Raw genomic sequence first — 21,468 nt, 5'->3', positions numbered from 1 at the left:
TTTCGTCTGTCGGCTTCGTCCGGCCTTTGGTAGAAAAACGCTTCTTTCACGACAGGTCGCTCTCATTCCGACGGCATATTGTATGCGTGCGAACGCCCGACACGGTTGGTGTTCACCGCCGGCACCATTGGTGACAGGCATCGGCACGCCGGCGGGAGACGGTGGCCCGGTCCGTTCTTGTCAACATGATACCGGCAGACAGGAGGCGGGTGTCAGATCTGTACAGTAAATGTTTACCGGATAGCAATACTTTCTGCCGTCTTTGTTGGCGGAATTAAGGTTGGAAAGATACTCCCTTCGTCTGTCCGAATAGCGGATGCCTTATCGGAAGGCGAAGGGATTCGAGGGCTTGAAAGAGCCGGTGTCTTTGAAAATAACAACCTGTTTCCGTTACAGGATTCTGCCCTTTCTTTTGCGATGAGGCAGCCGGATTTCTGATATTTATTTTCTATTTATAGTCTATAAATAGTTTTGTTGTAGCTTATAAATGAGATTCCTCCCATTCTTTTCATGTTCATTGCAAAGGCCTCAGGGCTTCGTCGGTTCGGTCTTTTCCGAAGCTTTGATGGAGGCTTTTCCGATGCTGTAAGCAGTTTAATGTGCCTCCAGCCAGTTGCTGCCCCATCCGGCATCGGCTGTCAGCGGAACGTTCAGTTGGCAGGCGTTCTGCATTTCCTCGATGACAATCCGTTCCACCTGTTCCCGCTCTTCCGGGTAGACCGAGAAGTTAAGCTCGTCGTGTACCTGCAGAATCATTTTCGAGCGGATGCCTTCCTCCTTGAACCGTTTCCAGATGCGAACCATCGCCACTTTGATGATGTCGGCCTCTGTCCCCTGTATCGGCGCATTGATGGCATTGCGCTCTGCGAAGCCGCGTACGGTGGCGTTGCGGCTGTTGATGTCGGGCAGGTAACGTCGGCGATGGAAAAGTGTCTCGGCATATCCTTTGGCTCTTGCCGTCTCTTTCGCCTGTTCCATGTAGGCTTTCACCTTCGGGAAAGTGTGGAAATAGTCCTGTATCAGCTCTCTCGCCTCGCTGTTCGGGATGCCCATGCGCTGTGCAAGGCCAAAGGTTGTAATGCCGTATATGATGCCGAAATTGGCCTGTTTGGCCTTTTTCCGCTGGGCATCCGTCACCTTGTCGATGTCTTCGTGCCATATCTTCGCCGCTGTTGCACGGTGGATGTCGTGTCCTTCGCGGAATGCCTCCATCATGTTCTCGTCGCCTGACAGATGTGCCATGATGCGCAGCTCTATCTGACTGTAGTCTGCTGAAAAGAACAGACAGCCGTCTTCCGGTATGAAGCACTTGCGTATCTCCTTGCCGTCATCGGTGCGTACAGGGATGTTCTGCAGGTTAGGGTCGCTGGAGGAGAGACGGCCGGTTGCAGTCTGCGCCTGATTGAACGACGTGTGAATATGCCCTGTGCGTGGGTTGATCAGCTTCGGGAGCGCATCGATATAGGTGCTGAGCAGCTTTTTCATCCCTCTGTAGTTAAGGATGTTACGTGCGACAGGATGCTTGGCTTCAAGGCTTTGCAGGACTTCTTCGCTTGTGACGTATTGTCCTGTTTTGGTCTTCTTGGGTTTGTCCATGATCTGCAGCTTGCCGAAGAGGATGTCGCCTACTTGTTTCGGACTTCCGATGTTGAATGTCTCACCGGCTTCCTTGTATATTTCCTGTTCATACTGCTTCATGCGGTCGGTGAATATTCTTGACGTTTCCTGCAGGGCTTCCGTATCCAGGCAGACACCGTTCAGTTCCATGTCGGCAAGTACCCGGACGAGCGGCATCTCGATGTTCCAGAAGAGTTCTTCCAAGCCCAGTTCTTTCAGATGCGGTTCCAGTACGTGCTTCAGGCGCAGGGTGATGTCGGCATCCTCTGCTGCATATTCATAGATGTCGGTAGGGGAGAGGTCGCGCATATTCCTCTGTTTCTTGCCTTTAGGACCGAGAAGTTCCTCGATGTGGATGGTCCGGTAGCCGAGCAGCGTTTCTGCCATATAATCCATGTTGTGATGGAGTTCCGGCTGGATGAGGTAGTGGGCGATCATCGTGTCGAACATCTTTCCCTGTAAGGTTACGCCATAGTGGCTCAGTACTTCGTAGTCGTACTTGATGTTCTGTCCGATCTTCAATATCTGTTCGTTCTCATATAGCGGTTTGAAGATTCCGACGATTCTTGTGGCTTCCTGACGGTCGGCGGGGATGGCGACATAAAATGCCCTGTTCTCTTCTACGGAGAAGCTCAGACCCACCAGTTCTGCGCTGATCGCATCTGTAGAAGTGGTCTCTGTGTCTAAACTGACAAAACCTTTTGTCATGAAAAAGTCACATATCCGTTGCATTTCCTCCTCATTACCAATGAGTTTGTATTCGTGCGGTGTCGTTTTAAGTGTCTTGTAATTCGCTTTTTCCGGTGTTTCTGCCCTGCCGGACGTATTTTCCGTAAAGAGATCCAACTGTTTTTCTGTGTTTTTTTGCTTTGCTTCACTTTTGTTAAGAAACTTGTTGATGAGCGTCTTGAATTCTAATTCCTCAAACAGTTCCCGCAATCTGTTCTCGTCTGCCTTCTCGACTTTGAGTTCCTCCAGTTCAATTTTTATCGGGACATCCGTGCGGATCGTAGCGAGGTATTTCGACATTCTGATGTCGTCCTTGGCATGTTCTACTTTCTCTCTCAGTTTCCCTTTGATCTCATCCGTATGTTGGAGCATATTGTCGATGGAACCGAACTGATTGATCAGTTTAGCGGCTGTTTTCTCTCCGACACCGGGACAGCCCGGGAAATTGTCTGCCGAGTCGCCCATCAGTGCGAGGAGGTCGATTACCTGAGCGGGAGTGGATATGCCGTATTTCGCTTCCACCTCCTTTTCACCGAGCGTCTCGTAGCCGCCGCCATGCCGGGGGCGGTACATATGGACATTGGGCCTGATCAGCTGGCCGTAGTCTTTGTCGGGAGTAAGCATAAAAGTATCGATTCCATCGGCACCGAACCGGGTGGCTACCGTGCCGATGACATCGTCTGCCTCGAAACCGTCTGCCTGCAGGATAGGGATGTGCATGGCTTCGAGAATCTGCTTGATGATGGGAACTGACTGTCTGATGTCTTCCGGCGTCTCCTCGCGTTGTGCTTTGTAGTCCGGGAACGCTTCGTGGCGGAAGGTCTTTCCATGGTCGAAAGCTACGCCGATGTGGGTAGGTTTCTCTTTGGTCAGCACTTCGTTCAATGTGTTGCAAAAGCCCATGACGGCTGATGTGTTCAGTCCTTTGGAATTGATGCGGGGGCTTTTGAGGAAGGCATAGTACGAACGGTAGATGAGCGCATATGCATCGAGAAGGAAGAGTTTTGCCATAATGGATTCTGCTTATTTTAGCTGTAAAATTACTAATTTTCTTCCATAATCTCCGACAAAATGCGTAATTTTGTATCAAATTTCAAGTCTATAATGGATACCCTTTCTCTAATAAAACGGCCTATAGAGGCAGAACTGGGCGATTTCATCGACCTTTTTAATCATGCTCTCGACCACGAAGACGGTTTGTTGCAGACGGTTTTGAACCATATCCGACAGCGGGCCGGCAAACGGATGCGCCCCATCCTTATCCTCCTGATAGCAAAGAACTTTGGTAAGGTTTCTGAAGCAACACTGCACGCTGCTGTGGGACTGGAGCTTTTGCATACGGCTTCACTTGTTCACGATGATGTCGTTGATGAGTCTGCTGAGCGGAGAGGGCAGGCGAGTGTCAATGCCGACTACGACAACAAGGTTGCCGTTCTGGTGGGTGATTACGTGCTCTCTACGGCCTTGCTGTATGTTAGTCACACACATTCTGAGGCTATTGTCCGCAGATTGGCGGGGCTGGGGCAGACATTGAGTGATGGAGAGATTCTGCAACTATCGAATATCCAGCGTAAGGATATCACGGAAGAAGCTTATTACAGGATAATCGAACGCAAGACCGCCGCACTTTTTGAAGCGTGTGCTGCAATCGGGGCGGTGTCTGCCGGTGCCTCTGAAGAGGAAGTCGATGCGGCAAGATGTTTCGGAAAGAATCTCGGAATTGTGTTCCAGATCCGCGATGACATCTTCGACTATTATGACTCTGAAACGAATATCGGCAAGCCTACAGGGAATGACCTGGCAGAGGGAAAGCTCACGCTTCCTGTTATTTATGCGTTGAATTCGGCAAAAAATGATGAGATGCTCGCTTTGGCGAATAAGGTAAAGGCGCACGATGTGACACGTGAGGAAATCGGCAGGCTGGTTGCTTTTGCCAAGGAGAGTGGTGGAATAGAATATGCAGAACGCCGTATGTGGGATTTCCATGCTGAAGCACAGACTTTCCTTGACAGATACGTGAAGGATGAAAGCATCCGTACTTCGCTCCGGTCTTATCTTGATTATGTAATTAAGAGGGAGAAATGACTGCCGGCCGGTGTGCTGATTGAAGTCTTTTTTCTATTTTTCCGGTTTTCCTGTCGGTATCTGTAACGGTAGGGTCGGGCTATCTTCATGGTGATTTTCCCTTGCCATGAAGTTTTTTTTATTTTTTCAGGCGGTTGTGTGTTTCCTGATTCTTCCCGTTCCGGGCAGTATTCAGGAGCGGCAGGATACAGTGCAATCCTGTTTACGAAACTTGGAAGCCTGTTCTCTTATAACTTATTGTCTTCTTTCAAAGGAGTGGAATAGACGTGCATAAGCGGTTTGTTTTGTCGTAATATTTTATCTTCCAAGTCCTGCCGGTGCCTGATTGCTGTTCATTCAAGCCTTAATTGCCTCTCAATAGGTGCTTTGTTGATGGCTAAGTAAGGCTTAATTGAGGTCTGACTAAGCCTCTCTTGTTACCGCATGTCGTAACTTGTTGATTTGTAGATTGTTGATCATGATGTTTTTTGGGGCTTCATCTTGTTTCCAGGGGATTCTGACGATACTTTGTGTAAGGATTTTTCGGAATCGTAAGTATCGGCAGTGGATAGGTCGATAATAGGTGGTCTGCAGCGGGAAGTGTGTTTTGGGCTATGTCTTATAGGTGTTGGGACGTACTTTGGAGAGGGATGTCCGATCAGTTGTGTAAGCTGCAAATTTGTTGTATAGTCTATATATATAGTAATTATAGATTATTTTATTTGTTCTTTAATTAGGTAGTTTGATTTCTTTTCAAGTACGTATTCATTTTATTTCTATTGGCAGATATAATTCAGGGGCACACGAAGCCGTGTGCCCCTGTCGGGTTGATCTTGCCATGCACAATATGTGCTGGCTGTTGAACGGAATGCTGTGTTTGAGGATAATGAGGTTTAGAAGAACTTGGTCTCAGTGCCTGTAATCTCGCTCAGCAGGAGGTTTGTAAGACGGCTGGTGCCCATCCGGAACCAGTAGTTGGTGAGCCATTTTTCGCCGAGCACCTCTTTGACGATGGTGTAGTAGATGACGGCATCCATCACGGTATTGATTCCGCCGGCTGGTTTCAGACCGATCTGAATGCCTGTCTTGTCGTAGTATTCCTTGATGGCCTGGCAGAGGATGTAGACAGACTCGGGGGTCGCACTGACCTTCTCTTTTCCCGTACTTGTCTTCAGATAGTCGGCGCCGGCGTACATGGCGAGAAGGGAAGCGGTCTTGATGTCACGGGCATTACGGAGGTCGCCTGTCTCGAGGATCACCTTCATGGGCACGTCGCCGCAGGTCTGTTTGATCTCGCTGATGGTATCGCAGACACCTTCATAGTCGCCTGACAGGAATTTGCCGACAGGCATGACGATGTCGATGTTGGTCGCTCCGTCCTTGATGGCCAGTGCCGTCTCGATGGTCTTTACCTCCAAGAAGGTCTGCGAAGAGGGGAAGTTGCCGGTTACATTGGTGATTTCGACACCGTCGACCTCGAGGCTGTCGGCCATCAGCTTGGTGAAGCAGGGGTAGGCACAGACGGCTGCAACGTGCGGGAGGTCGGGGTATTCGCTGTCGAATCTGTTTACCTTCTCGATCATTGCGAGTACTTTCTCTTCGGTGTCTGTCGTGCTGAGGGTCGTCAGTTCGACGCTGCCCAAGAGGAATTTCTTTACGTCGAGGTTGTCGTTCTCTGAAACTTTCTCTGCAATGATTTTGGTTACTGCGGCCTTTACTTCCTCATCGGTGATGTTGAGGTCGTACTGCGCCAAGGCCTGGTCATACTGGCTTTTTTCTACGATTCCATCGGCTTTTTGTGCCTGGATGTCTTTTGTTACTGTGTCTTTAATCTTTCCCATGTCTGGTTTTAATTATAAATTTAGCTGTATCATTTTCTGTGTGGAAGGTGAGGGATGAAGTTCAGCTGCTTCATGGTTCCTCAGTGTTTGTAGCCGTTTACCGGCGTTTTCCCGTGCTTCCCTGTTGGTCTCTTTTCCTCCTTTTTACGAAGAGAAAATTGTATTATAGTCTATTTTGCAGATCTAAATAGCCTTTATCTCAATTTCGGATTGTCTTTGTGTCTGTTCTTGTCCCGTTTCGTCTTCTTGTCAAAACTCTTCTTTAGTTCTTCTGTCAGGTCGATGCCTGTCTGGTTGGCAAGACAGAGCAGCACCCATAAGACATCTGCCATCTCTTCTCCTAAATCGGCGTTTTCACCGGTTTTGAAGCTCTGTTCGCCGTAGGTGCGGGCGATGACACGTGCCAGTTCGCCCACTTCCTCGGTAAGGCAGGCCATGTTGGTCAGCTCGCTGAAATAACGCACGCCGTAGTCTTTGATCCATTTGTCTACGGCTTGCTGGGCATCTTTGATTGTCATAGTTCTCTTTTCTTTTTAGGCGGTGATAGGCGGTGATAGGGGGCATGGGCGCTGGTAGGTGCTGGTGGGCGGTGATAGGCGATGATCGGTGGATGATGGGCGGTGATACTGGATGATGATAGGCCTTTACTCCTTGTTCTTTGTGTCCATGCAGAGGGTGACGGGACCGTCATTCAGCAGTTCTACCTGCATGTCTGCACCGAACTCTCCTGTGCTGACGGGTTTCCCCAAGGCCTCGCTCAGAGCGTCGCAGAAGCGGTGGTAGAGGGGGATGGATAGCTCGTGACGGGCCGCATGGATCCAGCTTGGACGGTTGCCTTTCTTGTAACTCGCCATGAGCGTAAACTGTGAGACGACAAGTATTTCGCCGCCTACGTCCATGATGCTTCTGTTCATCATACCCTCCTCGTCATCGAAGATACGCAGTCCTGTAATCTTGTTGACAAGCCATCTGATGTCGTCTTCGGTGTCCTCTTCGGCTATTCCGAGAAGGATGAGGTATCCTTTGCCAATAGCCGACCTCACCTGTCCTTCAATGGTGACGGAGGCATGGCCCACGCGTTGTATCACGATTCTCATACGGCAAATATACGATTTTTATTTGACTTCTCGGTTATCAGTTGTGAAAATAATTGTAAACGATGTTGCCCTTGCTTGTACCGACAATGTCTATTAGCTCCTGACTATCAGCATCTTTGATTCTCTTGACACTTTTCATCTTCTTGAGTAGCAGATTCTTTGTCTTCGGTCCGATTCCCTTTATATTGTCCAACTCGCTGTGCAGCTGGCTCTTGGAGCGTTTGTCTCGATGGAAGGAGATGGCGAAACGATGCACTTCATCCTGTATCTGCGTCAGGACCTTGAACAGTTCGCCTTTGATGTCCAAGGCGATGGTCTGCGGGGGAAACCCGTAGAGGAGTTCGTTGGTACGGTGGCGGTCGTCTTTGGCAAGGCCGGCGATAGGGACGTGCAGGTGGAGCTCGTCCTCGATGACCGCTCTTACGACCTCCATCTGCCCTTTTCCGCCGTCGGTGATGATGAGGTCGGGGAGGGGAGTGCCCTCTTCCTGCATCCGGCTGTAGCGTCGTCTTACGACTTCCTGCATGGAGGCATAGTCATCAGGACCGGTCACGGTCTTGATGTTGTACTTGCGGTAGTCTTTCCTGGAGGGTTTCATGCCCTTGTAGACGATGCACCCTGCGACTGCATCCGTTCCTGAAATGTTGGAGTTGTCGAAGCATTCTATCTGGTAAGGCAGCTCCGGTAATTTCAGCTTTTCCTGCAGTTCCCGCATCAGTCGGGTCTGCTTCTGCTCCGGATTCAGCTTCTCCGCCTGTTTCAGCCGGTCGAACTTGTACTGCTTTGCATTCATCTCAGAAAGTTCTAAAAGATGATGTTTGTCGCCGCGTTGAGGAATGAAGAACTCGGCATCCTTCACCTTGAAGTCAAGCGAAAAGGGGACAATGATCTCCTTGGCCGTGCTGTTGAAGCGTTCACGGATCTCCGGAATGGCTTCATTCAAGAGTTCTTCATCGGTTTCATCGAGTTTCCGCTTGTATTCGTACGTGAAGCTCTGGTTGATTGCACCGTTCTTTACATGAATATAATTGATGAAGGCATTCTTCCTTGCCTCATCATCGACAATCGTGAATACATCGACATCTGTAATCGTATGGCTTACGATTTCACTTTTTGCTGCGAAATTATCGAGAGCCATGTAACGCTGTTTGCACAGTTCTGCTTCCTCGAACCGCAGTTCTTCAGCATATTTCTCCATCTGCTGTTTGAGTATGTTCTGTACCTCGCGCGTGTTTCCTTTCAGTATTTCCCGGGCCTGTCGTATCGCTTCCTGATAGTCTTCATAACTTTGTTTGTCGATGCAAGGCGCTCCGCAGTTATGCAGATGGTATTCCAGGCAGGGCTTGTATTTTCCCTGTTCTATGCCTTCTTTCGTGATGGGGAAACGGCAGGTTCTTGGTTTATACACCTTTTTTATTATGTCAAGAATGGCGTACATGCTGCCGATATGGCTGTAAGGGCCGTAGAAAGTGCCGTAACGCTTGTTGATGTTTCGTGTCTTGAAGATACGGGGAAAGTATTCGTTCGTTACACAGATACTGGGATAAGTCTTCCCGTCTTTGAGCAGTACGTTGTATTTCGGCTTGTACTGTTTGATCAGCTGATTCTCTATCAGCAGTGCATCTTCCTCTGTATTGACGACAGAGTAGGAGATGTCATGGATCTTTGAAACCAGTACTTTTGTTTTGAAACGGTCTACCTCTTTGTGAAAGTAGGATGACACACGACGCTTCAGGTTTTTTGCTTTACCGACATAGATGATAGTATGCTCTACGTCATAGAACTGGTAGGTGCCCGGCTTCTCTGGCATATTGAGTACAATGTTCCTCAGATAAGCCAATCGCTTCAAGTTGTCTTCTTTATTCATTTTGTGTAACTCCTTTGTATAAAGGGCTTCTAAGCAATTTCGTTTCACGTGGAACGTGAACTCGAAAAGCTATGAGCTGGCGGAAAGGGATAATCATTTATGGACATTGATAGGCCGTGGAGTATCAATAGCGGGTATGGCCGATTAAAATTGGGCATCGGTAGGCTGGGAGCGAGAGCATTGTCTTAAAGCAAGGAGGAGCAGCCCCTTTTGTTGGCAGCTCCTCATTCTTTTGTTTTTCTTCTTATTCCCTTCCTTGTCCAAAGAAGGCTGGGATTTGTCTTCCTTACAGTTCCGTCACCGCTTAGAATCGGAGCAGCGAGCTTATTTCGACATCCTTGTCGAACTGTTCACGGCTGTGCGGAAACTCCGTGTGTAGTTCGATGATGAAGTTGCAATATACTTTCTTCGGGTGGAACTTCTTGACAAGGTCGCACGCCGCCTTCATTGTTCCACCTGTTGCCAGCAGGTCGTCGTGCAGCAGGACAATATCGTTTTCATTGATTGCATCCTTGTGAATCTCGATGGTGTCTACGCCGTATTCCTTGGCATAGCTTTCCTGTACAGTTTCGCAGGGGAGCTTTCCCGGCTTGCGGCAGAGCACGATGCCGGCACCGAGGCGTGTGGCTACGGCTGACGACATGACGAAGCCCCGGCTCTCAATGCCCACAATCTTTGTCACGCCTTTCCCCTTGTAAAGGTCGACCATCTCATCTGTAATTTCCTGAAGAGCTTCTGGTGACTTGAACAGGGTGGTTACGTCTCGGAAGTTGACTCCCTTGACCGGCCAGTCGGGGATGCACCGGAGGTTGTCCAATAATAGTTTTTTGTTCATTTTCAGTTTGTTATATTGTTTCGTTTTATGCGTTTGTTTCACGTGGAACCACGTGCATGCTTGTTGTCATAGGGGCATGTATCCGCTCTTTGGCAATGGAGTCTTCCCGTCTCTGTATGCGTGTTTCCGTCTCTATGCGTTCTATCTTCCCATGAGGACGAGCAACACATTGATGTCACTTGGGCTTACTCCCGGGATGCGGCTTGCCTGTGCGAGTGTTTCCGGTTGTATTCGTTCTAACTTCTGCCGGCACTCTGTCGAGAGGTCGTGAAGTCTGCCGTAATCGAAATATCCTTTTATTTTTATGTCCTCAAGTCGGTGCATCTTTTCGGCGAACACACGCTCACGGTCGATGTACCCCTTATACTTCAGCTTTATTTCCGCAGCTTCCGCAATCTCTTCCTGACGGTTGGGGGATGCTTCGATGGCTTCTTTCAGAGCTGGAACAACAGCTGATAGATTCTCGAAGTTCACCTGCGGGCGGGCTACGAGGTCGGTAATCCTGGCCGCACCTTTTATCGGAGAAGTCCCCAGCTGTTCCAAAAGGCCGTTAACAACATCCGGCTTTACCGAGGTGTTGTTGCAGAAGTCGGTGATGCGGCTGATGTGTTCTTTCTTCTGCAGCCACCATTCGTATCGGTCGCGTCTGGCGATGCCGAGGCGGTAGGCCTGTTCTGTCAGGCGGGCATCGGCATCATCCTGGCGCAGGAGAATACGGTATTCCGCACGCGAGGTGAACATACGGTAAGGTTCGTCGACCCCCTTTGTCGTGAGGTCGTCAATCAGCACGCCGATATAGCTTTCGTCCCTGTTCATTACGAAAGGTGCTTTGCCGGCACAAAGCAGGGCTGCATTGATCCCTGCAACCGTACCTTGTCCGCCAGCCTCTTCGTATCCTGTCGTACCGTTTACCTGTCCGGCAAAGAACAGTCCGTCTATGATTTTCGATTCCAGTGAGTGTTTCAGCTGCGTAGGATCGAAATAGTCGTATTCGATGGCATACCCCGGCCGGTAGATCTTAGCATTGCGCAGAGCCGGAATCCTGTGTATGGCCTCCAGCTGGATCTCCCATGGCATGCTCGAAGAGAAGCCGTTGAGATACATTTCATTCGTGTCCGTACCCTCCGGTTCGAGGAAGAGCGGATGCGAATGCTTGTCAGGGAAGGTGACGAGTTTCGTCTCTATGGAAGGGCAGTAGCGTGGCCCTGTACTCTGAATCTGTCCGTTGAAGAGGGGAGAGTCTGCCAGTCCGCTACGCAGCACCTCGTGTACCTGCTCGTTTGTGTTGCAGGTCCAGCAGGGAAGCTGCGGAAGCTGCCGGTGCGGACCGAAGAAAGAGAACTGATGGTAGTCTGTCTCTCCCGGCTGCGGTTCCATCTCGTCAAAGTGAACCGAACGGCGGTCTATGCGCACAGGAGTGCCTGTCTTCATGCGTTCGGAGCGGATTCCGTGGCGCGTGATGCTTTCCGTAAAGTGATGGACAGCCGGCTCGGCGCATCGTCCGCCTTCCACTTTCCGTCTGCCGATGTGCATCAGTCCGTTGAGGAAGGTGCCGGCGGTGACGATTACTGTCCGCGCATACAGGCAGATACCCCATATTGTCCTGATACCCAATACCCTGCCGTTCTCTGTCAGCAGTTCGTCAGCCTGGTCCTGAAAGATGTCAAGATGATCCGTCTGGTCAAGTCTTTTCCGCCATTCCCAGATGAATTTGCCACGGTCGCACTGTGCGCGCGGACTCCATACGGCAGGGCCTTTGGACCGGTTCAGCATACGGAACTGTATCGCCGTAGCATCGGTTACCAGTCCCATATAGCCTCCAAGAGCATCTATCTCCCTGACTATCTGTCCTTTGGCAATTCCTCCTACGGCCGGGTTACAGCTCATCTGCCCGATTTTATTCATGTCCATTGTCACCAGGCAAGTGTCTGCACCCATGCCGGCGGCTGCCGTAGCAGCCTCACAACCTGCGTGTCCACCGCCGATAACAAGTACATCATACTTGAATTTCATCGTCTTCTTACAAAAGTATAGGGGCGCAACACCCCTAATTTAAAACGTCACAAAATTAAGAAATAAAATCGAATTACAAACAGATTATGGGAGGAAAAGTTCCTTGTAAAGTTCCTTGGGAAATGCCTCTCTTCAGTTCATTCTGCAGCCATGCAGCTCCGAGGCCGGTACGATCTTGTATCGCGAGAACTCATTGTCCTGTGAGGGAACAAGAGAAACATGGGAAACAAAGGAACATGTAAACTGCGGGGGATGCAGTTATTCTGTCAAGCATTCTTTGTCTATTCAAAAAAGATGTACCTTTGCATGCTTAACTGTAAAAACGAAGAAAATGGGGATGAACAGTAAAATAGGAAAGGAGAACGAAGAACGCACCGTTTTCGGTATTCTCCTCACGGTAAGCTTCTGCCATCTTTTAGACGACACGATGCATTCGATGCTTCCCGCAATCTATCCGATGTTGAAAGAAGAGTTCGGCTTATCCTTCTTCCAGATAGGCATCATTACGCTTGTCCTGCAGTTGACCTCTTCCATCATACAGCCGTTTGTCGGGCTATATGCCGACAGGCATCATGGCTGGTGGCAATTGCCCGTGAGCATGGTTTTTACGCTCATCGGTATTTTCATGCTGTCGTATGCCGATAGTTTCCTCGTCATATTGTTGTCGGTGTCGTTGTTCGGATTAGGTTCTTCTGTTTTCCATCCGCAAGGTTCGCAGGTGGCGCAGCAAGCCTCCGGTGGCAGAAACGGGTTGGCACAGAGCATTTTCCAGGTAGGCGGCAATGGCGGTTTTGCAATAGGCCCTCTCTTTGCGGCACTCATCGTGATACCGGTCGGCCTGGGCGGTGTGCGTTGGTTTGCGTTCATAGCTCTTCTCCTGGCCTTTATTCTGGTTTATATTGGGAAATGGCACGTAAGGCAATTAAAGCAGGTCCGTAGGCGGAGACGGCCGCAATGGACCACGGCAAAGAGCTACACCCGCCGGCAGATTTACGGTTTTGTGTTTATCCTGTTCGTGTTGATGTTCTCCAAGAATTTCTATACGGAGAGCATGACCAGCTATTTCACGTTCTTCTTGATCGAGAAGTTCGGCGTCTCTATCCAATATTCCCAACTCTGTCTGTTTGTCTTCTTGGCAGCAGAGGTCGTCGGGACACTTCTCGGAGGGTGGATAGGCGACCGCTATGGGCGGAAATACGTAATATGGTTCTCTATCTTCGGTGCGGCCCCTTTCACAATCCTGCTCCCTTATGTGGGAAGCCTTGCCGGTACGGTTGTTCTGTCAGCCGTTATCGGTCTCATCATAGCCTCGGCCTTTTCCGCCATATTGGTCTATGCCACCGACCTCATGCCCAATCATATCGGGACGATAGCCGGTATCTTCTATGGGCTGTCGTTTGGTCTTGGTGGGCTGGGCAGTTCGTTCTTCGGTTGGCTGGCCGACCAGACAAGTATTCTTTTTGTCTTCAAAGTCAGCACATTGCTCCCGTTGTTAGGCATTATGGCCATCTGTCTGCCAAAGATGAAGCGTGTATGAGCCGGCGTTTATCTGTATGTTGATGGAGGGCATGTCCAGGATATGCTGCACCGGCCGACCGCCGATAAGGTGTATCGACCGCCGTCAAAGGTAGTTTTACAGAACCTGCTTTGTGACCCTGACCCGTCCTTCTTTCATTAGCAAATAGGTGTCGGAATCGATTGTAAGGAAGTGTTGTTTTTCAATCGCATTATATTGCTGTCTGGTAAATCCTTTCCGTATAAGTCGGTTCTTCCTTTCTTTCTGCTGTACGCATGGACGTGACGGGAATCGGACCTTGTCTCCCTGCCTGTGTGCTGACGGCTGACACCCAGTCGTGCTGACGGCTTGTGCGCCTTCCGTCTGTCGCTCTCCGGATGGAAACGACCCGCAGGAGAAGGCAAAGACCGACGTACTTTATCTGATAGGGTAGGGGCTTCCCCAAAGGCGAAGCGGGCTTGCCGGTTGAGAGGAAGCCACGCATAGCATTCCATGACATTTAATCTTTTGTCGGCCCCTAATAATTTGACAGCTTTTCAGCCTTCGCCAGTGTATCGCCTAAAGAGAATAGTGCTGGGGGGCTTCCGTTAAATGTATAGATTGGAGATAGAATAAAGGCTTATGCACTTGCATGGTATGACTGTCCTGAATCAGGCGGTCTTACAAGAGAGGATAAACTACAGGATAAAATGCAGGAAGACAAATTGATACGATGGCCTGTCCATCGGCCTGTCTTTCCGTCTTCTACAGACAACTTATTCCCATATCATCGGTGTTTGTAAACAGTTTTCATGCAACCAAAGCTGACACATGCTCTTCTGGCTTCTAAAAGATGCCTGATTGACCTGCAACTGGTGCCCTTTCAGCGTGTTACCAACGCCCTTTTGGAGTCCAATCAAGCACCTGTTTTGGACGGCTTGACAACCAATTGATTGACTGCTGGTTACAAGTCTGCTTTTTGCACGGTTTTTTCATATTTGCAGATGATTTGTTTGAAATTATGTAATGGTTTTTCAGAATCTTAGCTGCATTTCCAATTAAAATGAAAAGGGCTTTGTATCGGAGGATGGTGAAAGAATAGCCGGTTGACAGTCCTGGCTATGTTTCTGTTTATTGAATCACTTCGGTTCTTCCGTGAAAGCTATGTGAAAAGCATCCACGCATTTGACGGAAGAATCGATTTCTCCGTGTTCCTTTCTTCCTCCGTTATGGAAAGACGGAGCTTCTGAAAAGTGGAGTGGCTTGCATGGAAATGTCGGCACTCGTTTGCGAATATCCATAGCGCAAGAACCTGAAAAGCCCATTATAAACTCGTCTCCGAGTGATATAACGGGCTTTTTTCGTTCCTGGGAGAACTCAGCTTACAGAATAAAAGTTCTTGATTTTCATTCTTCCGCCGCACTCATCAGCTTTCAGAAGGTCAGCCGGAAACCGGCATAGAAACTTCTCGGCGACATGGGGCCATAGATGTATGCCGAATCCCGGTTGTAGCCTTTGTCAAAGTCTTTCTGGTAGGCATTGAAAATGTTTTGTATGCCTGCAAAAACTTTTGCCTGATAGTAGGTGTATATCGGGAAGGAGTATTCTGCTTTCAAGCCCAGCTCCATGAATGTAGGTGTCTTGAAAGTTCGCGGTCCGTACACCTCTCCTATCTTATTCGTCTGTCCTTCTCCGGACATTACCCTGTCGTAAGCTATATTGGCAGAGATGGCTCCTAAATACTCATCCATAGCCAATGTCTTTCCGTCCTCTTCCGTTGGAATCTCATGCCCTACGAGCATGCTGCCGGTGAAGTTCCCGGTAAGGGTCAGGTCAAGGCTTTTCGTAACATTCCATGTTGAAACGAAATATCCATAGACGTCCGGGCTGCGATACATGCGTCGTGTCGTGTAGGCATCATTTTCGTTCCATTGCTGTGCTTTGTCCCACCGGCTTTGATGACAGGTCAGTCCCAGCTGTATAGACAGCAGCTGCGGGTATGCCAACCGCCCTTCGATACTTGCTCCGATCACCTTTGCGCCATCGGAATTGCTGCGTGTTTTCAGGATTTGTTCCTTGCCCGATTTATCTGTTATTCTCGACTGTGTCAGCGTGAAAGCATCCCGTAATTGGGTATAGAAAGTCTCTCCCGTAAGGTTCAACTGCCATTGTCCGAGCTGTTTGTACCAGTCTGCCGACAGGCTGAAACTGTTTGAGCGCTCCTCATGCAGATTGGAAGCATTCTGGATGATGATGAGGTCACCGCCGGCATTGTCCACATGCAGATCTTCATCAAAGATCTGCGGTGCCCTGAAACCGGAGCTGTAGTTAGCCCGAAGAACAATGTCCTTGGTAGGGTTGAACCGTACATTTGCACGAGGAGAAACAATCACGTGCCGCACCAGTGAGTGCTTGTCCAGTCGTCCTCCGACAAGGAAACTCCAACGTTCCGTTTTCCATTCGTTCTGAATGTATCCCGAGGTCGTGTGTGCGTTCTGGTCTATGGCTTCTGACCTGAATCCGCTTTTGTCTTTCAATCTGTCACCGTTGTACTCCAATCCCAATGTCAGTTCTGAAGGCATGAAAAGCAACTTGTCTATATTGCATGAATATTGCAGACCGAAAACGTTGGTTGACCCGTTTGTACGGCCATAGCTTGCCATCCTTTTCTTCAGTTCAAGGGCGTCGTCCGGCGTGAAAGGGGTTGTGGCATCTCCTGCTTTCTCCAGCAGTTGTTCAACTGTTTTCGCCCCTCCTCCGTAGTAACTCTCCCGCTTTACCTTCATGAATGATGCAAAGGCATTCAGCCTGTGGTGCTCATCCTTGGAGAAGAAAGTGTAGTTGATGCTTCCTGTCAGGTTGTTGTGCCGCAGTTGTTCAGCCACATGTGCATCGTGCGGCTCATAGTCGAAACGGTCGCCGCCACGTCTGAACTCACGTGTGTTATGCAGTTCTGCTGTCAGCTTGGAACAGTCAGACAGGTAGAAGAATGTGCGCAATCCCACATTGTTTCCGTGCAGTTTAGGCATTTCAGAATACCCGTCCTTGTCGTAATCATAGGGCGAACGGTGATGAATCTGGCCGAATATGGAGAAGCCCATTCTGTTGTTGTCCGTTACATACGTGGCATTGATGTTGGATGTGTTCTCAAAAGTACTTAATCCGCCGATACCCCTGATCTCATGCGACAGGCTTGCCGAGGATGATGCAGGCTCTTTGGTGATGATGTTTATCACACCTGCTATTGCCGAAGACCCAAACAAGGCACTTCCACCACCACGCATAATTTCTATACGTTCTATCATGTTCGTGGGTATTTGCTCCAATCCATATACACCCGCAAGGGCACTGAACACGGGACGGGAGTCCACCAGTATCTGCGAGTAAGGCCCGTCCAGACCGTTGATTCTGACTTGTGAAAAACCACAGTTCTGACAGTTGTCTTCTACACGCAGCCCCGGTTGGAACTTCAAAGCCTGCGAGAGGAACGAACTCTGTGTGCGGTTGAAAATCTTTTCATCGAGCACATTCACCAAGGTTGGTGCCAACCTTCGTTTTGTTACATTGCGGGTAGCGGAGACGACAACATCATTCAGGTTGATTACGGCAGGCTCCATCTCAAAGTCGCTTGGGAAAGTCCCGTCCGGCGTTGTGGTGATTTTATGCACCTGCGTTTCATACCCCATGATGGAAACCTCAATCTCCAGATCGCCGACAGGCAGGTTCTTGAGCATGTAATGGCCGGTGACATCTGTCATGGCTGTAATATGTGTGCCCTTTACTTTCACCAGGATATGCGGCAGGAACTTCATCGTCGAAGCGTCACGCACGTGTCCTACAATGTGTGCGGGCTTGTCCTTGTCATCATCTGTTAGCATGTTTTTCGTTGCCGCCAGAATCTGGACCGGACGGTTGTTCACGGTGCTTGTGCTCGAAGCAGGCTTGCCCGTGGCACTTCCCGGAAGTGCTAAAGTTGACAATAACAACAGTTTTAATAATTTATCCATATTTGCTTTTTGATTGTGAATGTTTTGTTTGAAGACATATATTTAGTCACTACAATGAATAGTGTTGGTTTATAGGGGCTTTGCATCCTGGAACGGACTTATCGGTTCTCTATTGAAAATCAGGTTGAGAACACTGTTTTTAACGGCATAACCGGCTGTTTCTCCCTCTATGTAATTTCCATTGCAAAGGTATGAACCCTGCATGTTATTCACAATACTTAGATTATATGATTTTTACGAGCTATTTTTATTTACCCTTTTTTAGTGATTTCACAGTCGTAATCGTAATTCTTCGCTATCAATACTGATTTTCCCAGCAGCAGCGAAACACCCGAAAGGCCGTTTCATCCCAAACCGTTCATTGGAAAATCCTACGGCTCCGAATACCGATAAATCCCAATGAACAGAACAGAAGAAACGTCCGGTTTCAGATCAATGAAATCATACTTGGAAAATAACATGATGCCCGGTTGCATTGAAAGCAAGCCTTACTTCACTCGCAACTAAGGCTTACTTGAAACGCAATTAAGCACCGATTTTCGCATTGTCCTTTAATCTGCTGATAATCTGATGGAGGTATGTTTGATTCCGGAGGGCATTTCTTCTCCCCGGTCATGGGGGTGATTGGATCAAAAATCCTGAACGACTGCAGTTTATTTGAACACCTCTGGCTACATCAGGGCATCATTTATGCAATACACTGCGCAGCGTGCAGTCGGAATACAACCATCCGACAAGTCATTGTCGCAGATGTTCAATACTACATACAGCTGAATAGTTACGTATTGACAAAGTCTCTATGAATCTTTATCCTACGACTTCTGTGTTTGTAAATCCATCTTTTCCAGCTCGTAAAGGTCCCCTGTCGGTTTCTTTTCATCAGCTGCTTTCCTGAACGGAATACTGTTGATTACAAAGCCATTTTCATGAAAGAAACTGTTTCTTTTCGCGGAAAATAATTCTTTCCTTATTGTTTTTGGGAGACTGATGATGGGCGAAATCCATTTTAATTCCTTATCTTTGCAGGTAGAATCCCTTGTTTACAGAAAGGGAAGCAATCGTGTTACCATTTTTATCGACTTGACCCTATGCGGAAGTATGTGGCAGTCGGAAGCAAAATATTAAGAACCTACATGAAACAAAAGAGACTTTTCGTTACTTTCGCCGTGGGCTTGTGTACACTTACGGCAGCCCAGGCGCAGGACAACGAATTCGACTTAGGCAGCCAGCGTTCGGAAGTACAGCTGGTAAATCCTGTTCCCGGCAAGAAGATGGACCATCACGGACTTGTCATCAATCCTACCCCACGTTACATGAAGCTGGCGGGAGAGAAGACGGTGGACATCAGCGGCGGCATCCGGACTGTCGTCCCGAAGCATGACAGTGAAAGGCCTTACGACGACGACCTTGACTTCCTGCCTCTTCTCAACGTCCGCTCTCCGCACTACAAGCAAGGCTTTCCTTTGCGGGCGGCCTATGGCAAGATGCCGTCGGTCAATGGTGTGGAGAATGTTCCAGGTGCCTATATACTGCAGATAACTCCGAGTGGAATCGATATCAGCGGCTTTGACGATACAGGTGTCTTCTATGCCATACAGACCTTGCGCCAGATCATGGAGAACCCGTCAGTGGAAGGTGGAAAGAAACTTCCCTGTATAAAGATAATGGACGCACCGGTATTCCCTTACCGCGGCGTGGTCGAGGGCTTTTACGGTACGCCCTGGTCGCACGCCGTACGCCTGTCATTGATCGACTTCTACGGCAGGTACAAGCTCAACACCTATATCTACGGCCCGAAGGACGACCCTTATCACAGTTCGCCCAACTGGCGTCTGCCTTATCCCGAACGCGAACAAAAGAACATCAAAGAACTTGTTGACGCTTGTAAACGGAATCGTGTAGATTTCGTTTGGGCCATCCATCCGGGCAAGGATATCAAGTGGAACGAGGAAGACTATCAGAACCTTGTCCGTAAGTTCGACCTCATGTATGCTGACGGTGTGCGTTCGTTCGCCATCTTCTTCGATGACATTGAGGGTGAAGGAACCAATCCTGACAGGCAGGTCGAGCTGTTGAACCGATTGACCAGGGAGTTTGTAAAGGCGAAGGGTGACGTTTCTCCGCTGATTATCTGCCCTACCGATTATTCCAGACTGTGGGCGAAACCGGGTGAAGACGGGCCGTTGAGCATCTATGGAAGGACGCTCGACCCCTCTGTCCGGGTGTTCTGGACGGGTGATGTCGTGTGCAGTGACGTGACGAAGAGCACGCTCGACTGGGTGGACAGCCGCATCAAGCGGCCTGCTCTCTTCTGGTGGAACTACGCCGTTACCGACTATGTGCGCAATCTTATCCTGCAGGGGCCGGTCTACGGACTGGACACCTCGCTCACAGACAGGGATATGTGCGGACTTGTCAGCAACCCGATGGAACATGGAGAGGCCTCGAAGCTCTCGCTTTACAGCGTGGCCGATTACACGTGGAATCCGAAGGACTACAACCCGATTGACAGCTGGGAACGTGGCCTGGAGGTGATGATGCCCCGTGCAAAGGAGGCTTACCGCACGTTCGCCATCCATTCGGCCGATACGGAGACAGGCTACCGCCGCGACGAGTCATGGGAGACCGAGACCTTCCGGCTCGCTGATTACACAAAGGAGAAGCGTGACCGGCTTTATGAAGAGTTCGAACGTGTCGCAAAGGCCCCTGCCGAAATCGAGGCAGGCTGCACCGATACATTGCTTATCAAGGAGCTTCGTCCGTGGCTGACGGAGTTCGGCAAGCTCGGCGAGCGTGGCAAGAAGTCTATCGAACTGATGGACCTCTACCGATCGGGAGACGCTGCCGCCTTCTGGAAGGCGTATGTGCAGAACCGCATGACGCCCGCCGAGGAAAAAGCGTACGAGGCACACAAGTCGGGAACCATGAAGCTGCAGCCGTTCTATGCGTGTGCCATGGCCGACCTCGCCGATGCGTTCTACGAGCAGCAGTCGGGCGAAAAGGCCTTTACGCTGCACGGAATCGGAACTTACAGGAGTCTTGCGACGACACAAAGCCGTCTGATGCTTGACGGCGACAGCACTACGTTCTATACCTCCGGAGAGAGCCAGAAGGCGGGTGACTGGATGGGTGTCGCCCTTCCCGAGGCAATGGCGGTGCGCGAGGTACACATCCTGCAGGGCAGGAATTCCAAGGACGACAGCGACTTCTACGACCATGCTGCGCTGGAGTGTTCCGTTGACGGAAAGACATGGCAGCCGCTTCTTTCAGATATGCGTAACCGGTATGATGTCCTGTGGAAGGCTGGCGAGCCGGTAGAGATGCGCTATATCCGTCTCCGCAGGCTCGATTCCGAACGTACCAACTGGGCTTCCATACGTTCGTTCGTGGTGACTCCTGCGGCCGGGGCTTCCCTTGCTTTCGGCGGGGATGCCGCTGCATCAGACGGTGTTCTTCTGGCCTTCGACCATCGTCCCTGTACGGCCTTCAAGAACACGGGTGCCGTTTCGTTTGAAGTGCCGCACGGTACGACCTCGTACACTTTCCTCCTTTCATTGCCCGAAGGAGGAAGCGTCAGCCTGCGTCAGTACGACAGACGCAACCGCCTGAAGGCGGAGACAAGTTACAGTGAGCCGTTCTTTACGGCAGCCGTCGCAAAGGGTGCGGCCCGTATCGAGCTGGTCGGGAAGTCTGAGGTGTACGAGATCATTCCAAAGAGAAAGTAAGCGGCTGTGCCGGTCGGAAAGACCGGCAGGCAGGCTTCGCTTTTGGAGAAAACGACAAAACGAGCAATGGGGACAGAGGCTTGGTGCCGGTTCCTGTTGCTCGTTTTATGTGTCGCCTGTTTTCTGGAAAGGGCGGCTGGTGCCGGATGACCGTTTGGTGGTCTTTACTCAAGTTTCG

General features: G+C 49.8%; 12 protein-coding genes. 3 read left to right on the top strand and 9 right to left on the bottom strand.

What is annotated here, in order from left to right:
• Positions 1–594: 594 nt before the first annotated feature.
• Positions 595–3,357, bottom strand: coding sequence for a DNA polymerase I (gene polA, locus J4864_RS05175; RefSeq protein WP_211813966.1), 2,763 nt, complete (start codon positions 3,355–3,357; stop codon positions 595–597).
• 93 nt (positions 3,358–3,450) lie between these two features.
• On the opposite strand from polA, the gene J4864_RS05170 reads away from it, so the two are divergent.
• On the top strand, positions 3,451–4,431 hold the full coding sequence (locus tag J4864_RS05170; RefSeq protein WP_211814623.1) for a polyprenyl synthetase family protein: 981 nt from the start codon (positions 3,451–3,453) through the stop codon (positions 4,429–4,431).
• An 872-nt stretch (positions 4,432–5,303) separates the two neighbouring features.
• Here J4864_RS05170 and deoC read toward each other — a convergent pair.
• The 6 genes from deoC to mnmG form a co-directional block, all read right to left on the bottom strand.
• Positions 5,304–6,251 (bottom strand): deoxyribose-phosphate aldolase, encoded by a 948-nt coding sequence (deoC, locus tag J4864_RS05165; protein WP_211813965.1) that lies wholly within the window; start codon positions 6,249–6,251, stop codon positions 5,304–5,306.
• Positions 6,252–6,445: 194 nt separating this feature from the next.
• Entirely contained in the window at positions 6,446–6,769 is a 324-nt protein-coding gene (locus tag J4864_RS05160) for a nucleotide pyrophosphohydrolase (protein WP_211813964.1), read from the bottom strand.
• A gap of 126 nt (positions 6,770–6,895) precedes the next feature.
• Positions 6,896–7,348, bottom strand: a complete 453-nt coding sequence (gene dtd / locus J4864_RS05155) for a D-aminoacyl-tRNA deacylase (RefSeq protein WP_211813963.1) — start codon at positions 7,346–7,348, stop codon at positions 6,896–6,898.
• A gap of 37 nt (positions 7,349–7,385) precedes the next feature.
• Positions 7,386–9,215: an excinuclease ABC subunit UvrC gene (uvrC, locus tag J4864_RS05150; RefSeq protein WP_211813962.1), complete on the bottom strand. Its 1,830-nt coding sequence runs from the start codon at positions 9,213–9,215 to the stop codon at positions 7,386–7,388.
• Positions 9,216–9,519: 304 nt separating this feature from the next.
• The gene (locus J4864_RS05145) at positions 9,520–10,050 is read right to left on the bottom strand and encodes an adenine phosphoribosyltransferase (RefSeq protein ID WP_013670782.1); all 531 of its coding nucleotides are present in this window, start codon (positions 10,048–10,050) and stop codon (positions 9,520–9,522) included.
• A gap of 141 nt (positions 10,051–10,191) precedes the next feature.
• The gene (gene mnmG, locus J4864_RS05140; protein ID WP_211813961.1) at positions 10,192–12,063 is read right to left on the bottom strand and encodes a tRNA uridine-5-carboxymethylaminomethyl(34) synthesis enzyme MnmG; all 1,872 of its coding nucleotides are present in this window, start codon (positions 12,061–12,063) and stop codon (positions 10,192–10,194) included.
• A gap of 331 nt (positions 12,064–12,394) precedes the next feature.
• Here mnmG and J4864_RS05135 point away from each other — a divergent pair, with 331 nt between their 5' ends.
• Positions 12,395–13,600 carry an MFS transporter gene (locus tag J4864_RS05135; RefSeq protein ID WP_211813960.1) on the top strand — a complete coding sequence of 402 codons (1,206 nt, stop codon included), beginning with the start codon at positions 12,395–12,397 and terminating at the stop codon, positions 13,598–13,600.
• Positions 13,601–13,790: 190 nt separating this feature from the next.
• Here J4864_RS05135 and J4864_RS05130 read toward each other — a convergent pair whose 3' ends face one another.
• Together J4864_RS05130 and J4864_RS05125 are read right to left on the bottom strand one after the other, a co-directional pair.
• Entirely contained in the window at positions 13,791–14,078 is a 288-nt protein-coding gene (locus J4864_RS05130) for a hypothetical protein (RefSeq protein ID WP_246479378.1), read from the bottom strand.
• Positions 14,079–14,991: 913 nt separating this feature from the next.
• Entirely contained in the window at positions 14,992–17,565 is a 2,574-nt protein-coding gene (locus J4864_RS05125; RefSeq protein WP_211813959.1) for a TonB-dependent receptor, read from the bottom strand.
• 1,133 nt (positions 17,566–18,698) lie between these two features.
• On the opposite strand from J4864_RS05125, the gene J4864_RS05120 reads away from it, so the two are divergent.
• Complete coding sequence (locus J4864_RS05120; protein WP_211813958.1) at positions 18,699–21,290, top strand: glycoside hydrolase family 84 protein; 2,592 nt, start codon at positions 18,699–18,701, stop codon at positions 21,288–21,290.
• Positions 21,291–21,468 lie beyond the last annotated feature (178 nt).

It is taken from the genome of Prevotella multiformis (genome assembly GCF_018127985.1).
GTDB lineage: Bacteria > Bacteroidota > Bacteroidia > Bacteroidales > Bacteroidaceae > Prevotella > Prevotella multiformis.
Note: the sequence above shows the minus strand (reverse complement) of the source record. Positions and strands in the feature narration are given on the sequence as shown.

What these genes read in the sequence shown, in the direction of transcription:
- polA (WP_211813966.1), bottom strand. Translation starts at nt 3,357, where the DNA reads ATGGCAAAACTCTTCCTTCTCGATGCATATGCGCTCATCTACCGTTCG.
- J4864_RS05170 (WP_211814623.1), top strand. Translation starts at nt 3,451, where the DNA reads ATGGATACCCTTTCTCTAATAAAACGGCCTATAGAGGCAGAACTGGGC.
- deoC (WP_211813965.1), bottom strand. Translation starts at nt 6,251, where the DNA reads ATGGGAAAGATTAAAGACACAGTAACAAAAGACATCCAGGCACAAAAA.
- J4864_RS05160 (WP_211813964.1), bottom strand. Translation starts at nt 6,769, where the DNA reads ATGACAATCAAAGATGCCCAGCAAGCCGTAGACAAATGGATCAAAGAC.
- dtd (WP_211813963.1), bottom strand. Translation starts at nt 7,348, where the DNA reads ATGAGAATCGTGATACAACGCGTGGGCCATGCCTCCGTCACCATTGAA.
- uvrC (WP_211813962.1), bottom strand. Translation starts at nt 9,215, where the DNA reads ATGAATAAAGAAGACAACTTGAAGCGATTGGCTTATCTGAGGAACATT.
- J4864_RS05145 (WP_013670782.1), bottom strand. Translation starts at nt 10,050, where the DNA reads ATGAACAAAAAACTATTATTGGACAACCTCCGGTGCATCCCCGACTGG.
- mnmG (WP_211813961.1), bottom strand. Translation starts at nt 12,063, where the DNA reads ATGAAATTCAAGTATGATGTACTTGTTATCGGCGGTGGACACGCAGGT.
- J4864_RS05135 (WP_211813960.1), top strand. Translation starts at nt 12,395, where the DNA reads ATGGGGATGAACAGTAAAATAGGAAAGGAGAACGAAGAACGCACCGTT.
- J4864_RS05130 (WP_246479378.1), bottom strand. Translation starts at nt 14,078, where the DNA reads ATGTCATGGAATGCTATGCGTGGCTTCCTCTCAACCGGCAAGCCCGCT.
- J4864_RS05125 (WP_211813959.1), bottom strand. Translation starts at nt 17,565, where the DNA reads ATGGATAAATTATTAAAACTGTTGTTATTGTCAACTTTAGCACTTCCG.
- J4864_RS05120 (WP_211813958.1), top strand. Translation starts at nt 18,699, where the DNA reads ATGAAACAAAAGAGACTTTTCGTTACTTTCGCCGTGGGCTTGTGTACA.